Origin of the sequence: Mesosutterella porci (genome assembly GCF_022134585.1) — a bacterium.
In the GTDB taxonomy this organism is placed as follows: Bacteria; Pseudomonadota; Gammaproteobacteria; order Burkholderiales; family Burkholderiaceae_F; genus Mesosutterella; species Mesosutterella porci.
Genome location: NZ_JAKNCT010000014.1, coordinates 40,604 through 55,441 on the forward strand (window position 1 = coordinate 40,604; position 14,838 = coordinate 55,441).

Here is a 14,838-nt window from a genome sequence, read left to right on the forward strand (position 1 = left end):
GGAGGATCAATGCGTCACTACGAAATCTGCATCATCGTGCACCCGGATCAGTCCGAGCAGGTTCCCGCGATGATCGAACGCTACAAGAACCTGGTTGTTGAACAGGGTGGAAAAATCGAACGCATCGAAGACTGGGGCCGTCGTCAGCTCGCCTACCCCATCCAGAAGCTCGTGAAGGCTCACTATGTTCTGATGAACATCGAGTGCTCCGATGCGACGCTTGCCGACATTGAAAACAACTTCCGTTTCAACGACGCGATCCTTCGCCACCTTGTGGTGAAGACCAAGCACGCCGAGACCGCCCCCTCCCCGATGATGAAGCTCGTCGAGAAGGAAGAGGCGAAGAAGGCTGCCGTCGCTGCTCGCGCCGTGAAGGCCGCCCACAAGACCGAAGAGGCTGTGTCCGAGGCGAAGCCCGCCGAGGCCGCTGCCGAGTGACCGGTCGCAAGGCAGCGCTGGTCCGGCGGTGAACACGCTCGTCCTTGACGGCACCATCGTAAAGCGCGAAGAAGCGCGCTACACGCCGTCGGGTATGCAGGTGTTCGAGGGAGTCCTCCGCCATGAGGGTGAAGTCCGGGAAGCCGGAGGGATCCGAAAGCTCGAGTTCGAGTGCATGGTGGTGGCGTTCGGCGAAACGGCCTCGAGGCTCCAGTGCCTGGAGCTTCCCGCCCGGGTGGTTCTGAAGGGCTACATTTCGCCGCGGTCCCGCCGCACGCAGCGTCTGCTTGTTTACATAACGGATTTCAATTAGGAGTATCAAAATGGCTTTTGGTTCCAGGGGTCGTTCTGGCGGCCGCCAGTCTTCCCAGGGCAACGCCCTTTTCAAGCGTAAGAAGTTCTGCCGCTTCACTGCGGCCCACGTCGAGCAGATCGATTACAAGGATATCGACACGCTGCGCGATTTCATCCAGGACAACGGCAAGATCATGCCGGCCCGTCTGACCGGCACGAAGGCGATCTACCAGCGCCAGCTCGATACCGCCATCAAGCGCGCCCGCTTCCTCGCTCTGCTGCCCTACACCGACAACCAGTAATACCGGGGAGACATTCAAATGCAAGTCATTCTGCTTGAGAACATTCATCACCTCGGCAACCTCGGCGACGTGGTCAAGGTGAAGGACGGCTACGGCCGCAACTTCCTGATCCCCCAGGGTCATGCGAAGCGCGCCACGAAGGCCGCCATCGCTGAGTTCGAAGCCCGCCGCGCCGAGCTTGAGAAGGCTCAGGCCGAGCGCCTCGCCAACGCCAAGGCCCTCGCCGAGAAGCTGAACGGCACGAGCCTCACGATCGCCTCCAAGGCCGGCGTGGACGGACGCCTGTTCGGCTCTGTCACCAACTCCGACGTGGCCGAGGCCCTCGGTAAGCTCGGCTTCAGCATCAAGAAGAGCCAGGTCCGCACGCCTCTCGGCATGATCAAGGCCGTGGGCGAGTATCCGCTCACGATCGCCCTGCTCAACAACGAAGTGACCGCCGACATTACCGTGCAGGTCGTTGCCGACGAGTAATCGGACGCCGCGCCCCCCTGTCTGAGGGGAGCACGCAGAGGCTGGAAGAATTTCCCGCGGCAGCGGGGGCTCTTCCAGCTTTTTTCTTTTGGCCCCGAAGCTCTTCGCTCCGGGGCATGGTTTAAGATAGGGGTCCGCCGCTGCGCTTCGCCGCCGATTCTGCGCGAAGGGGCAGGGGGAGTCCGTTCTCAGCCCCTTTTTTTCCTCTCTAAACAGCGTACCGGAAGGAGTCAACAGATGCCTGAGCAGCAGGACAAGCACGCGCCGCCGCAGAGTGCGGTTCGGGTGCCGCCCAACTCGATTGACAGCGAGCAGACCATTCTGGGCGGCCTCATGCTTAACTCCGAAGCCTTCGACCAGATCTCGGACGTGATCACCGCCGAGGACTTCTACCGCGCCGACCACCGGATCATCTTTGAGGCGATCACCTCGCTGCACACGCGGGGCGAGCCCGCCGACGTCCTCACGGTCTTCAACGAGCTCGAGCGCAGCGGGCGAGCGGAAGCGGCCGGCGGCAGGCCCTACCTCATCTCGCTCACCACGAATTCGCTGGGCGCGGCCAACATCCGCCAGTACGCGCAGATCGTGCGCGACTGCTCGATGCTGCGGCAGCTGATCAGCGCGGGCGACCAGATCGTGAGCTCGGCGCTGGCCCCGAATGGCCGCGAAACGAAGGACATCATCGACGACGCCGAGCGGCTCGTGCTGCAGATCAACGAAAAGGCCGACCGGGGCGGAAAGGGATTCGTGCGCATCAACAAGCTCGCGGCGAACGTCTCGGACGTGATCGCGGACCGCTACCGCACGCACTCCTCCAATGACGTGACCGGGATCCCGACCGGCTACCGCTTCCTCGACCTACAGACCTCCGGCATGCAGCCCGGCGACCTCATCATCATCGCCGGCCGCCCCTCGATGGGCAAGACCGCGCTCGCGCTGAACATCGCCGAGCACGTCGCTTTTGCGGGGCGGGCGAGCTGGCCCGTGGCTGTCTTTTCCATGGAAATGAGCGGCGAGCAGCTCGCGATGCGCCTGATCTGCTCACACGGGCGGCTTGACGCGCAGAAGGTGCGTCGCGGCCGCCTCGACGAGGACGGCGAATGGGACCGCTTCACCACGGCGGTGGCCGACATGGAGAAGGCGCCGCTTTACATCGACGACACGCCGGGCCTCAACGTGACCTCGCTGCGCAGCCGCGCGCGCCGCCTGATGACGATCACCGGCCAGCTCGGCCTGATCGTGGTCGACTACCTGCAGCTCATGTCGGGCTCCGGGAGGTCGCGCGACGAGAACCGCGCCACAGAGATCTCGGAAATCTCCCGCGGCCTGAAGAGCCTCGCCAAGGAGCTGCGGGTGCCGGTGATCGCGCTCTCGCAGCTCAACCGTTCGGTCGACTCGCGCCCTGACAAGCGGCCCGTGATGTCGGACCTGCGCGAGTCGGGCGCCATCGAACAGGACGCGGACGTGATCATGTTCATTTATCGCGACTGGGTTTACAACAAGGACTCTGATCCCACCGAGGCGGAGGTGATCATCGGCAAGCAGCGCAACGGCCCCATCGGCACCGTGAAGCTCACCTTCAACGGCAAGTACACGTCGTTTGAAACTCGCGTGGAAGCGCCCGAAGGCTACATTCCCGACGACGTGCCGCGCGAGGGCTGACTGACGCCGCCGCACCACTTAAGGACAGAAACGCTATGGAATACTTCCTTTATCTCATCGCCCTCGCGCTGATCGCGGTCGGCTTGGCGGGCACGCTCATTCCGGCGATTCCTGGGCTGCCGCTCATCTTTGCGGGCGGCTGGCTCATCGCCTGGGCCAGCGGCTACACGCTGCTTGGCGTGAGCAGCGTGGTCATCCTCGCCCTGCTCGCGGCGGTAGGCGTCGGGATCGACTTCCTCGCGCAGTTTCTCGGCGCGAAAAAGGCAGGGGCGAGCCGCGCGGGCCTGTGGGGCGCCGCGGCCGGCACGCTGCTCGGGCTCTTCACCGGCGTGGTGGGCATCGTCTTTTTCCCGCTCATCGGCGCAGTAGCGGGCGAAATCATCGCCGGACGCGACATGCTCAAGGCGGGCACGGTCGGCATCGCGACCTGGATCGGCATGGCCGTGGGCATCGGCGTGAAGATCGCGCTCGCCTTCATGATGCTCGCCCTCATTCTTTTTAACTGCATCACCAACTCTGAGATCGGTCACTTCCTGAAGGGCGGCAGCACCGCTTCCTCCTCGTCGGCCGCCGTGCCGCAGGCTCCGGCTGAGGCGGCGCCGCTTGAGGCCTACCCGGGTAAGCCCGAGCCGCGCCGTTCCTACAGGCAGGCGGCCTCCGGGGAGGCTTCCTCCGCCGAGGCTTCTTCGCCCGCCGCTCAGGGCAGCTCTCCGGCCTCGGACGAGATTGCGGTGCGGCCGGCCGAGTCCCTGCCGGGCGCGGCGCAGCCTCAGGCTCCTGCGGCATCCGCTGGCGAGGCCGCCCAGGGCCAGCCTGCCTCTGCGGCGCAGACCACCTCTCCGGCTGCCGCTCCTTAAACGGGCGGCCCCGTTCTCTCTTTCCTCTTTCCGGCCGGCGCGGCCGGAAAAAAACAGTCCGCCCCGCGCTTTTTTAAGGCGCGGGGCGGATTTGTTCTGCCTGCGGGGCGCAGGGGAGGCGCAGGCCTGCCGCGCCTTCCTTTCCTGCTTTTCAAAGCACCGAGGAGGCGAAGTCCGCGAGCCTGCTTCGCTCGCCGCGCTCGAGGGTGATGTGCCCGGCGTGTGCCCAGCCCTTGAAGCGGTCCACGACAAAGGTGAGCCCGGAGCTGCCCTCGGTGAGGTAGGGCGTGTCGATCTGAGAGATGTTGCCCATGCAGACGATCTTCGTGCCCGGGCCCGCGCGCGTGATGAGGGTCTTCATCTGCTTTGGCGAGAGATTCTGCGCCTCGTCGATGATGAGGAAGCGGTTCTGGAAGGTGCGGCCGCGCATGAAGCTCATCGACTTCACGCGGATCCTCGAGCGGATCAGGTCGGCTGCGGCGTCGTGCCCCCAGCTGCCGGAGGCGGGGTCGGTGCGGTTGAGCACCTCGAGGTTGTCGTCGAGCGCCCCCATCCAGGGCAGCATCTTCTCCTCCTCGGTTCCGGGCAGGAACCCGATGTCCTCGCCTACGGACACGGTCGCGCGGGTGAAGATGATTTCCGTATAGCGCCGCTCGTCCAGGGTCTGCGTGAGCGCGGCAGCGAGCGTGAGGAGGGTCTTGCCCGTGCCGGCCTGTCCGAGCAGGGTGACGAAGTCGATCTCGGGGTTAAGCAGCAGGTTGAGCGCGAAGTTCTGGTCGCGGTTGCGCGCGGTGATGCCCCAGACCGCGTTCTTCGGCTGCGTGTAGGACCTGAGCGAGCGGAACACGGCCTCGTCGCGGTCCACGGAGGCCACGATGCCCTCGAATCCGCCAGGGGCCCCCTCGGTGTAGACGAATTCGTTCACGAACATGCTGCGCACGAGAGGGCCCTTCACGCGGTACCAGGTGCTGCCGTCCTTCTGCCAGGACTTGAGTCCGCTGCCGTGGGTTTCCCAGAAGTCGGACGGCAGCGCGAGCTTGCCCGTGTAGAGCAGGTCGGTGTCGTCGATCGCTTTGTCGTTGAAGTAGTCTTCCGCGGGCAGCCCGAGCGTGGCCGCCTTGATGCGCATGTTGATGTCTTTGGAGACGAGCACCACCGTGCGGTCCTTGCATTCGGCGGCCAGGCCGGCGACGCACTTGAGGATTTCGTTGTCGCCGCTGCCCGTGCTGATGTAGCCGGGGAGGTCTCCCGCGGGCTTGAAGGAGCGGGTCTGGCAGTAAAGCCGGCCGGTCGCCTCGCGGTTGCCCAGGGCATTGAGGGGGATCCCCTCATTCAGGTCCGGGTATCCGGCGGCCTCCATCAGCTGGTCGATCGTGCGCGAGACCTGCCGTGCGTTGCGCGCGACGTCGCTCATGCCGGTCTTGTGGCGGTCGAGCTCCTCGAGCGAGGTGATCGGCAGGAACACGTCGTGCTCTTCGAAGCGAAAGAGGCAGGACGGATCGTGCAGGAGCACATTGGTGTCGAGCGCGAAGAGCCGCTTCGCGCCCGCTTCCATGCGGGCGCGGCGCCGCCGCACGACAAGGGGCGAGACTTTTTTCTGAGCCTGGGCCGCCAGAGGCGCAAATCCCGGGGCCTGATCCGCCGCGGGCTTCTTCGCCGCGGACGGCTTCTTAGGCGAGGGTTTTCCTGCGGCAGCGGCGGGTTTGGAGCGCCCGCTTTTTTTCGGGGCCCTCGGAGCCTTGGGCGCCGTGAGCAGCGCCGCCTGCTTGGCCTCGGCCCGGGCTTTCCCGCGGGGCGGAGCCGCAGGCTTCTCGGCGGGCTTCGGGTCCGCGAGCTCGAGGTCGTTCTTGCTGTTGTAATCGGAAAGGATGTCGCCCAAGGCTTTGGGCGAAGAAGGCAGGGGCATGGAGAACTCCGGTTTCAAAACGCGCAATGCTGCTTAAGGGAAACTATAACGCTTCAGCGCCGCCAGGCGCAGGCCGGGCTTGCCGGAAGCGGATCCGCCCTCCACCCCGGGCCGTGCCATATTTGGTACGATTTTCTCCTGCAGTGTCTTCAAAATTACAGTAAGCCCCGGACAGGTGCGCGGGCTTCCGCTTCATTTTCTGCGGCGGCAGCGGCGGCCCCGGCGGCTCAGGGGGAAAAGGCATCGGTATGGAAGCGATCAAGATTGGGCTTGCGGGAGCAGGAACGGTGGGCGGCGGGGTCGTTCGGGTGCTCGCGCGCAACAGGGAGCAGATTACGGCCCGTGCCGGCGCGAGCATCTTGGTTCAGAGAGCCATCTGCCGGCACCCGGAGAACCGCTCGGACCTCGCCCCGTTCGTGGGCGAGCTCGGACTGGACTGGCACGCCCTCATCGACGACCCCGAGATTTCCATTGTGGTTGAGGCGATGGGCGGGATCGAGCCGGCCCGCAGCCTCATTCTCGCGGCCATCGATGCCGGCAAGCACGTTGTTACGGCCAACAAGGCGCTGCTCGCGAAGCACGGCAACGAGATCTTCGCCGCGGCGGCCCGCAAGGGCGTGATCGTGGGGTTCGAGGCCGCGGTGGCCGGCGGGGTGCCGATCATCAAGGCCCTGCGCGAATCGCTCGTCGCCAACCGCATCGAGTCGGTCGTGGGCATCATCAACGGCACTTCGAACTACATCCTCACCTGCATGCGCAAGGAGCACATCTCCTTTGACGAGGCGCTGCGGCGCGCCCAGGAGATGGGCTACGCGGAGGCCGACCCGTCCTTCGACATCGACGGGATCGACTCGGCGCACAAACTTTCCATCCTCTCCTCAATTGCCTTCGGCGGCCCCATTTCCTTCGACAAGGCCTACATCGAGGGCATCCGCGGCCTGCAGTCCCTCGACATCGAGTACGCCGAGGAGCTGGGCTACCGGGTCAAGCTGCTCGGCATCACCAAGCGGCGCGGCAACGGGATCGAGCTGCGCGTGCACCCCGCGCTCGTGCCCGAACGACGGCTGCTCGCCCATGTGGGCGGGGTCATGAACGCGGTCGTCGTGAAGGGTGACGCCGTGGGTTCGACTCTTTACTATGGGCGGGGCGCGGGCTCGGAGCCCACGGCCTCCTCGATCATCGCCGACATCGTCGACGTGGTGCGCCTGATCGGCGTGTCCGCCAACCACCAGGTGCCGCCCCTGGGCTACAGGGTCGCCAACGAGGAGTACCTGCCGGTGCTGCCGATGGGCGAGACGGTCTGCTCGTTTTACATGCGCATCCACGTGAAGGACAGCCCCGGCGTCCTCGCCGACGTGAGCCGGGTGTTCGCCGACATGGGCATCAGCATCGAGGCGCTCACCCAGCGCGAGGCCCGCGTGGGCGACAGCTCGACCTCGATCGTCCTCATGACACACACGGCCCGCGAGGACGCGGTCCAGGAGGCCATCAAGCGCATCGAGGCGCTCGACAGCGTGACCGGCCGCGTGATCCTGCTGCGAAAGGAAGAGCTCAACTGATAGGGCGCCGGAATACAGAGAAAAGGGCCAGAGGATATGTCTGAAAGCATCAGTTACGTTTCAACCCGGGGCGGAGACGCCCCGGCCACTTACGCCGAGATCGTGCTGCGGGGGCTCGCCCAGGACGGCGGCCTTTTCGTCCCGCAGAGCTATCCGCGCGTGACCCCGTCCGAGCTGCGCCGCTGGCGAGGCCTGTCCTACGCGGACCTCGCCTTTGAGGTGCTCAGGCTCTTTGCGAGCGGCATCGATGAGGAGGCGCTGCGGAGCCTGTGCCGCTCGACCTACACCGCGCAGACCTACTGCAATGCGAGGCCCGGCCAGGACGCCTCGGAGATCACGCCGCTTCTGTGGCTCGAGGACGGGCTGGGGCTGCTGCAGCTCTCCAACGGTCCGACGCTCGCCTTCAAGGACATGGCGATGCAGTTCCTCGGGGCGCTCTTCGAGCATCTGCTGGGGCTGCAGGGGCGGCGGCTCAACATCCTGGGCGCCACTTCGGGCGACACCGGGTCGGCCGCCGAGTATGCGATGCGGGGCAGGCGCGGCATCCGCGTCTTCATGCTCTCGCCCTACGGCCGCATGAGCGGATTCCAGCGCGCGCAGATGTACTCGCTGCAGGATCCCAACATTTTCAACATCGCCGTGAAGGGGACGTTCGATCAGGCGCAGGACATCGTGAAGGCGGTCTCCAACGACCACGCCTTCAAGGCCTCGCACGCCATCGGGACGGTGAACTCCATCAACTGGGCGCGCGTGGCCGCGCAGACCGTCTACTACTTCAAGGGCTGGCTTGCGGCCGCCGGGAGCGACGATGAGCCGGTGTCCTTCGCGGTCCCGAGCGGAAACTTCGGCGATGTGCTCGCCGGCTGGATCGCGCGCCAGATGGGACTGCCCGTCGCGAGCCTCATCGTGGCGACCAACGAGAACGACGTGCTCGCCGAATTCTTCGAGACCGGCTGCTACCGGCCCCGGGACCCCGCCCACACCTACGTGACCTCCTCGCCCTCGATGGACATCAGCCGCGCTTCGAATTTCGAGCGCTATGTCTTCGACGTAACAGGGCGCAGCCCCGAGCGGCTGCGCGCGCTCTGGAAGGAGCTGGACGAGAAGGGTTCCTTCACGCTCTCAGGCGAGGACTGGGAGCGGGTGAAGGCCTCGGGCTTCTGCGCGGGCCGCAGCGTGCACGCCGACCGCCTCCGCACGATCCGCGGCCTCTGGGAGACCAGCGGGGTGCTCGTCGACCCCCACACGGCCGACGGGATCACGGTAGCTCGCAGAAAGCGCCTCCCCGGGGTGAAGTGCATTTGCCTTGAGACCGCGCAGCCCGCGAAGTTCGCCTCGACCATCCGCGAGGCGGCCGGGATCCTGCCGCCGGTGCCATCCTCCTGCGCGGGCCTGGAGGACAGGCCCCAGCGGTTCGAGGTGATGGAGCCCGACGTCCGGGCTGTCAAGGACTATATCGACCGGCACACTTCAGAGCAGTAGGCCCTTTCATGTTTCTCATCGGTTTTGTAGGCTACTCCGGCAGCGGCAAGACAACGCTTGCCGTCCGGGTGGTCTCCGAGCTTCGGGCGCGCGGCTTTTCGGTCTCTGCCGTGAAGGACGCCCACCATCATGTCGAGACGGACACGCCGGGGAAGGACACCTGGCGGTACCGCGAGGCGGGGGCGCGGCAGGTGGTGCTGCGCACGCCGGAGCGCTGGGCGGTGATGGAGGAGACCCCGGAAGGGCGCGTGCCGCTCAGCGAGATCCTGCGCGCCCTGCGGCCCGTGGACGTTGTGGTGGTCGAGGGCTTCAAGCACGAGGAGCACTTTCCGAGAATCGAGGTGAGGCGACGGGGCTGCTCCTCGCCCGCGCTCTGGCTGGAGCGCGGCGACATTGCGGCCGTTGCGACCGACGATCCGGAGCTGGACGTGCCCGCGTCGCTTGCGCGGCTTGATGTGAACAGCCCTTCGGAGGTTGCGGATTTTGTGGAGGGGCTTCTTGAGGGAGAGCCTGGTCAACAGTTTGGAGAGGAAGAGAAATGATTCCCTTTCGTGAGGCTTTGAAAACGCTGCTTGAGGCGGCCCGCCCGGTCGATCGGACGGAAACCGTGCCGACGCTTTACGCGGAGTCCCGGATTCTCGCCGAGGACATCGTCTCGGCGATCGACGTGCCGCCTGCGGACAATTCTCAGATGGACGGCTATGCGGTGCGCTCGGAGGATCTCTCCGGGGCTTCGGAGAGCAGCCCCGTGACGCTGCCGGTTACACAGCGCATTCCCGCGGGCCGCGTGGGCTCAAGGCTGGAGCCGGGAAGCGCCGCCCGGATTTTCACCGGCGCGCCCATTCCTCCCGGGGCCGACGCCGTGGTGCAGCAGGAGCTTGCTCAGGCGGGCGAAGGCTGCGTCACCTTCCGCGCGCCGGTACCGCGCGGCCGCTTCATCCGCCTCGCAGGCGGAGACTTCAAGGCGGGGCAGCCGGTGCTGCACGCGGGCGAGAAGCTCACGCCTTCGAAACTCGGTCTCGCGGCTGCCGCGGGACGCGCTTACGTCAAGGTGCGCCAGAAGCTGCGCGTCGGCATCTTCTGTTCGGGCGACGAGCTCATGCGTCCGGGCGAGCCCCTGAGGCCGGGGGCTATCTACAACTCCAACCGCTACCAGTTGCGGGCGCTGCTGCACGCGCTCGGCTGCGAGGTCGAGGACGTGGGCAGCGTCAGCGACACGCTGGAGGCCACGATCGAGGCCTTCGAGCGGGCGGCGCGCACTTCGGATGTGATCATCACGACCGGCGGCATGAGCGTGGGCGAGGAAGATCACGTGAAGCCCGCGGTGAAGAGCCTCGGGGATCTGACGATGTGGCGGCTCGCCGTGAAGCCCGGCAAGCCCTTCGCCTTTGGCGAAGTGCGGGGCGTGCCGTTTCTGGGGCTTCCCGGCAATCCCGTGGCGGTTTTTGTGGAGACGCTGATGCTGGTGCGCCCGTACCTGGCCGCCATGCAGGGCGAAAAGGCGAACCCCGTGCGGCCGATCTCCGTGCGGGCGGACTTCGACTGGAAGGGCGGTGAGCGCGAGGAGTTCATCCGGGTGCGCCGCAATGATGCGGGCGGGCTCGACCTGATGCCTAACCAGAACTCCCAGATCCTCTCCTCGTGCGCTTTTGCCGACGGCATCGTCGATGTGCCGGCGGGAGGCGTGATCGCCCGCGGCGATTCGGTGGACTACTATCCGCTTGCGGAGTTCCTCGCCTGACGGGCGGGCTCCGGGTCTTTTTAGATGAGGAAAGGGACTATGAAAATCAAGGTGATGTATTTTGCTTTCATGCGCGACGCGATGGGCCGCTCCAGCGAGGTGGTGGACGCCCCTGAGTCGGTGAAGACGATCTCGGAGCTGCGCGCGTACCTCATGGGGCTGGGAGACCCCTGGGCCTCGGCCTTCGCGAACGTGAAGCGCGTGCGCTCATCCGTGAACCAGGTGATGGCCGCCGAGGACGCGCCGGTGAAGGCGGGCGACGAGGTGGCTTTCTTTCCTCCGGTGACGGGAGGCTGAACCGCCATGGGTGTCACTAAGGTCGAAGTGAGGCACGAGGATTTCAGCCTCGAGGAGGAAATGGCGGCGCTGCGGCGCCAGGACCAGAGCGCGGGTGCGGCCGTGAGCTTCGTCGGCGTCGTGCGCAACCGCAACCAGGGCGATCGCATCCTCGCCCTCGAGCTTGAGTACTACCCGGGCATGACCGAGTCGGCGATCCGCACGATCGTCTCGGACGCGAGAAAGCGCTGGGAAATCGAGGATGTCGTGGTGATCCACCGCGTGGGCAGGCTTGCGATCGGCGAGCAGATCGTGCTCTGCCTGGTCACCTCCGAGCACCGCGGCGAGGCCTTCAGTGCCTGCGAGTTCATTATGGACTGGCTCAAGACCGAGGCGCCTTTCTGGAAGCGCGAGCAGACCCCGAAGGGGCTGCGCTGGGTGGAGGCGAGGGAAAGCGACGAGCGCTCCCGCGATCGCTGGAAGACGCCCGGGCAGGGCGCCTGAAGCCCTAAGGCCGGCTTTTTAAGCCGGCGGTTTTTTTCTGCCTTTTCAGCGCGGGCGGCCCCCGGGACAGCCTTGAAAGGACGCAGGTTCATCCCCATATAAGAAGTATCGGACGGCGGGCTTAACCGCCGTTTAGAAAAGGGGATCAACAATTTATGCGTCAAGACAAACTCACCACTAAATTTCAGGAAGTTCTGGGCGATGCCCAGAGCCTGGCTGTCGCCAATGACAACCAGTTCCTGGAGCCGGTGCATCTGCTTGCCGCCGTACTGCATGACAAGGACGGCGGGGCGCCGGCGCTGCTTGGCCGCGCTGGCGTAAACGTTCCGGCGCTCACGCTTGCCGTGGATCAGGCCGTGAAGGCGCTGCCCCGCGTGACAGGCACGGGCGGAGACGTCCAGGTGAGCCGCGACCTCGCCAATGTGCTCAACCTCACGGAAAAAGCCGCGATGCAGCACGGCGACGAGTACATAGCTGTTGAAATGTTCCTGCTCGCGCTGGCCGACGACCGCAGCGAGGCGGGGCGGCTCGCCCGCGAAAACGGGCTTACGCGCCCGGCCCTTGAGGCTGCGATACAGTCCGTGCGCGGCGGCCAGAAGGCCGACAGCCCGGATGCGGAGCAGTCGCGCGGCGCGCTGCAGAAGTATACGATCGACCTCACCGCGCGCGCCCGCGAGGGCAAGCTCGACCCGGTGATCGGGCGCGACGACGAAATCCGCCGCACCATGCAGATCCTGCAGCGCCGCACGAAGAACAACCCGGTGCTGATCGGCGAGCCGGGCGTCGGCAAGACCGCCGTGGTCGAGGGGCTCGCGCAGCGCATCGTGAACGGCGAGGTGCCTGACTCCCTTAAGAACAAGGTGATTCTCTCGCTTGACATGGCAGGGCTGATCGCCGGTGCGAAGTACCGCGGTGAATTCGAGGAGAGGCTCAAGGCCCTCCTGAAGGAAGTGACCGCGCAGAACGGCCGCATCATTCTCTTTATCGACGAGCTGCACACCGTGGTGGGCGCCGGCAAGACCGAGGGCTCGATGGACGCGGGCAACATGCTCAAGCCTGCGCTCGCCCGCGGCGAGTTGCACGTGATCGGCGCGACCACTCTGAACGAGTACCGCCAGTACATCGAGAAGGACGCGGCCCTCGAGCGCCGTTTCCAGAAGGTCATGATCGGCGAGCCTTCGGTCGAGGACACGATCGCGATTCTGCGCGGCCTGCAGGAGAAGTACGAGGCCCATCACGGCGTTCAGATCACGGACCCTGCGATCGTGGCCGCTGCCGAGCTCTCGAACCGCTATATCACGGACCGCTTCCTGCCCGACAAGGCGATCGATCTGATCGATGAGGCCGCGGCCCGGGTGAAGATGGAGATCGACTCCAAGCCCGAGGCGCTTGACCGCATCGACCGGCGTCTGATTCAGCTCAAGATTGAGCGCGAGGCGATGAAGAAGGAGACCGACGACGCCTCCAAGAAGCGCCTGGCGGCGATTGAGGAGGAAATCGAGCGGCTGTCGCGCAAATATTCCGATCTCGAGGAAATCTGGAAGCGCGAAAAGAATGACGCGCTTGGCGAAAAGGAGACGCGCGACAAGATCGACCAGGTCCGCCACGAAATGGATGAGTGCCGCCGCAGCGCCCGCTACGAGAGGCTGGCCGAACTGCAGTATTCGGTGCTGCCCGCCCTTGAGAAGAAGCTGAAGAAGGAAAGCGCTCAGGTCAAGAGCGACGAGGATCCGAACGCGCCGCACCTGCTGCGCACGAGCGTGGGCGCCGAGGAAATCGCCGAGGTGGTGTCGCGCGCAACCGGCATCCCGGTCTCGAAGATGATGCAGGGCGAGCGCGAGAAGCTGCTGCATATGCGCGAGGCGCTCTCCGAGCGCGTCGTGGGACAGGACGAGGCCGTGCGCCGCGTGGCCGAGACGATCCAGAGGAGCCGCGCGGGGCTTTCGGACCCGAACAGGCCCTACGGTTCGTTCCTGTTCCTGGGCCCCACGGGCGTCGGCAAGACCGAGCTCACGAAAGCCCTCGCCGCTTTCCTCTTTGACAGCGAAAAGGCGATGATCCGCATCGACATGTCCGAGTACATGGAAAAGCACAGCGTCGCCCGCCTGATCGGCGCTCCTCCGGGATATGTCGGCTACGACCAGGGCGGCTACCTCACTGAGGCCGTCCGGCGCCGCCCCTACAGCGTGATCCTCTTCGACGAGGTCGAGAAGGCTCATCCGGATGTCTTCAACGTGCTGCTGCAGGTGCTCGACGACGGCCGAATGACCGACGGCCAGGGCCGCACGGTTGACTTCAAGAATACCGTGATCGTGATGACCTCCAACCTCGGCAGCCAGCAGATCATGGCGATGGCGGGCCGGCCCCACGATGAAGTGAAGGCGGCTGTGATGAACGAGGTGAAGGCGCACTTCAGGCCTGAGTTCATCAACCGCATTGACGAGATCGTGGTGTTCAACTCGCTTGGCGCCGACTCGATCCGCAAGATCGCGGGCATCCAGCTCAAGAAGCTGGCCGGCCGCGTGGCCGAGCAGGGCATCAAGCTCGAAGTTTCGGACGCCGCGATCGCCCAGATCGCGAAGGCGGGCTACGATCCGGTCTTCGGCGCGAGGCCCCTGCGCCGCGAGGTGCAGGACGCCGTGGAGACGCCGCTCGCGGAGCTTCTGCTGCGCGGCGGCGCGGCCGAGGGCGATATCGTGAAAGTGGATCTCAAGGACTCGAAGCTCGACTTCAGCGTCGTGAAGGCGCCCGAGCCCGAGGGTGAAGCGGCCTGAGCCTTTTGGGGCCGCCAGGCTCCGGGACCGCTCCCCGGGGCGGGGAAAGCCGGCGCATCCGTGCAGGATGCGCCGGCTTTTCTGCGGGTGCGCCCAGCAGCGCACGTGTGACCAGTGGTGAAAGTCCACCGTCCGCCCGATCGAGGGAAGGACTAGCGACTCGGCAGAGTCAGGGAGGTAACAAACTGATGAAGGAAGCCGATAGCAAAATGTCAGCCTGACGAACAGGAACTGGATGACGGAGCAGGATAGAGTGATCCAACAAGCCATCGCTCAGGTGCTGACTGAGCATTTCGACCCGACGTTTTCGGAATTCAGTTATGGATTCCGCCCCGGGAGGAGTGCCCGTCAGGCCGTCGAACAGGCCCAAAGGTACATAGCCGAAGGGTACAGCTGCGTGGTGGAAATGGACCTCGCGAAATTCTTCGATACCGTCAACCATGACCGCCTGATGTCGAAACTGGAAAAGCACATCGAAGACAAGATGCTCCTGAGGCTCATCCGCCGATACCTTCGCACGGGCATCATGACGGAAGGCATGGTACAGGCGAGGGATGAAGGAACTCCGCAGG

Annotated in this window: 15 protein-coding genes; 14 read left to right on the forward strand and 1 reads right to left on the reverse strand. The window is 65.4% G+C overall.

The window, feature by feature from the left end; translation table 11 throughout:
* Positions 1-9 precede the first annotated feature (9 nt).
* The 6 genes from rpsF (at position 10) to MAF45_RS10410 (ending at position 4,024) form a co-directional block, all read left to right on the forward strand.
* The gene (rpsF, locus tag MAF45_RS10385; protein WP_237980444.1) at positions 10-438 is read left to right on the forward strand and encodes a 30S ribosomal protein S6; all 429 of its coding nucleotides are present in this window, start codon (positions 10-12) and stop codon (positions 436-438) included.
* Between the two features lie 28 nt (positions 439-466).
* A complete protein-coding gene (locus MAF45_RS10390; RefSeq protein ID WP_237980446.1) occupies positions 467-751 on the forward strand; it encodes a primosomal replication protein N in 285 nt (94 codons plus the stop codon).
* Between the two features lie 10 nt (positions 752-761).
* A complete protein-coding gene (rpsR, locus tag MAF45_RS10395) occupies positions 762-1,034 on the forward strand; it encodes a 30S ribosomal protein S18 (protein ID WP_237980449.1) in 273 nt (90 codons plus the stop codon).
* 18 nt (positions 1,035-1,052) lie between these two features.
* The gene (gene rplI / locus MAF45_RS10400; RefSeq protein WP_237980451.1) at positions 1,053-1,505 is read left to right on the forward strand and encodes a 50S ribosomal protein L9; all 453 of its coding nucleotides are present in this window, start codon (positions 1,053-1,055) and stop codon (positions 1,503-1,505) included.
* A gap of 237 nt (positions 1,506-1,742) precedes the next feature.
* Complete coding sequence (gene dnaB / locus MAF45_RS10405) at positions 1,743-3,167, forward strand: replicative DNA helicase (protein WP_237980453.1); 1,425 nt, start codon at positions 1,743-1,745, stop codon at positions 3,165-3,167.
* 35 nt (positions 3,168-3,202) lie between these two features.
* Positions 3,203-4,024 (forward strand): DUF456 domain-containing protein, encoded by an 822-nt coding sequence (locus MAF45_RS10410; protein ID WP_237980455.1) that lies wholly within the window; start codon positions 3,203-3,205, stop codon positions 4,022-4,024.
* A 151-nt stretch (positions 4,025-4,175) separates the two neighbouring features.
* Here MAF45_RS10410 and MAF45_RS10415 read toward each other — a convergent pair whose 3' ends face one another.
* Positions 4,176-5,930 (reverse strand): PhoH family protein, encoded by a 1,755-nt coding sequence (locus tag MAF45_RS10415; RefSeq protein WP_237980458.1) that lies wholly within the window; start codon positions 5,928-5,930, stop codon positions 4,176-4,178.
* Between the two features lie 248 nt (positions 5,931-6,178).
* On the opposite strand from MAF45_RS10415, the gene MAF45_RS10420 reads away from it, so the two are divergent.
* The 8 genes from MAF45_RS10420 to MAF45_RS10455 form a co-directional block, all read left to right on the forward strand.
* Positions 6,179-7,489 (forward strand): homoserine dehydrogenase, encoded by a 1,311-nt coding sequence (locus MAF45_RS10420; protein WP_237980460.1) that lies wholly within the window; start codon positions 6,179-6,181, stop codon positions 7,487-7,489.
* A gap of 48 nt (positions 7,490-7,537) precedes the next feature.
* Positions 7,538-8,971, forward strand: a complete 1,434-nt coding sequence (thrC, locus tag MAF45_RS10425; protein WP_237980473.1) for a threonine synthase — start codon at positions 7,538-7,540, stop codon at positions 8,969-8,971.
* A gap of 8 nt (positions 8,972-8,979) precedes the next feature.
* Complete coding sequence (mobB, locus tag MAF45_RS10430; protein WP_237980462.1) at positions 8,980-9,513, forward strand: molybdopterin-guanine dinucleotide biosynthesis protein B; 534 nt, start codon at positions 8,980-8,982, stop codon at positions 9,511-9,513.
* Positions 9,510-10,712, forward strand: coding sequence for a molybdopterin molybdotransferase MoeA (locus tag MAF45_RS10435; protein WP_237980464.1), 1,203 nt, complete (start codon positions 9,510-9,512; stop codon positions 10,710-10,712). Before mobB ends, MAF45_RS10435 begins: the two co-directional genes overlap by 4 nt.
* Positions 10,713-10,751: 39 nt before the next feature.
* A complete protein-coding gene (gene moaD / locus MAF45_RS10440; protein WP_237980466.1) occupies positions 10,752-11,009 on the forward strand; it encodes a molybdopterin converting factor subunit 1 in 258 nt (85 codons plus the stop codon).
* 6 nt (positions 11,010-11,015) lie between these two features.
* The gene (gene moaE, locus MAF45_RS10445; RefSeq protein WP_237980467.1) at positions 11,016-11,492 is read left to right on the forward strand and encodes a molybdopterin synthase catalytic subunit MoaE; all 477 of its coding nucleotides are present in this window, start codon (positions 11,016-11,018) and stop codon (positions 11,490-11,492) included.
* Between the two features lie 155 nt (positions 11,493-11,647).
* Positions 11,648-14,266, forward strand: coding sequence for an ATP-dependent chaperone ClpB (gene clpB, locus MAF45_RS10450; RefSeq protein ID WP_237980469.1), 2,619 nt, complete (start codon positions 11,648-11,650; stop codon positions 14,264-14,266).
* A gap of 253 nt (positions 14,267-14,519) precedes the next feature.
* Positions 14,520-14,838: reverse transcriptase domain-containing protein (locus MAF45_RS10455; protein WP_326520684.1), on the forward strand; the 319-nt coding region annotated here is incomplete at its 3' end.

Bases quoted from the DNA above. Each gene is read 5' to 3' on its own strand.
- rpsF (WP_237980444.1), top strand. From the start codon at position 10: ATGCGTCACTACGAAATCTGCATCATCGTGCACCCGGATCAGTCCGAG.
- rpsR (WP_237980449.1), top strand. From the start codon at position 762: ATGGCTTTTGGTTCCAGGGGTCGTTCTGGCGGCCGCCAGTCTTCCCAG.
- rplI (WP_237980451.1), top strand. From the start codon at position 1,053: ATGCAAGTCATTCTGCTTGAGAACATTCATCACCTCGGCAACCTCGGC.
- dnaB (WP_237980453.1), top strand. From the start codon at position 1,743: ATGCCTGAGCAGCAGGACAAGCACGCGCCGCCGCAGAGTGCGGTTCGG.
- MAF45_RS10410 (WP_237980455.1), top strand. From the start codon at position 3,203: ATGGAATACTTCCTTTATCTCATCGCCCTCGCGCTGATCGCGGTCGGC.
- MAF45_RS10415 (WP_237980458.1), bottom strand. From the start codon at position 5,930: ATGCCCCTGCCTTCTTCGCCCAAAGCCTTGGGCGACATCCTTTCCGAT.
- MAF45_RS10420 (WP_237980460.1), top strand. From the start codon at position 6,179: ATGGAAGCGATCAAGATTGGGCTTGCGGGAGCAGGAACGGTGGGCGGC.
- mobB (WP_237980462.1), top strand. From the start codon at position 8,980: ATGTTTCTCATCGGTTTTGTAGGCTACTCCGGCAGCGGCAAGACAACG.
- MAF45_RS10435 (WP_237980464.1), top strand. From the start codon at position 9,510: ATGATTCCCTTTCGTGAGGCTTTGAAAACGCTGCTTGAGGCGGCCCGC.
- moaD (WP_237980466.1), top strand. From the start codon at position 10,752: ATGAAAATCAAGGTGATGTATTTTGCTTTCATGCGCGACGCGATGGGC.
- moaE (WP_237980467.1), top strand. From the start codon at position 11,016: ATGGGTGTCACTAAGGTCGAAGTGAGGCACGAGGATTTCAGCCTCGAG.
- clpB (WP_237980469.1), top strand. From the start codon at position 11,648: ATGCGTCAAGACAAACTCACCACTAAATTTCAGGAAGTTCTGGGCGAT.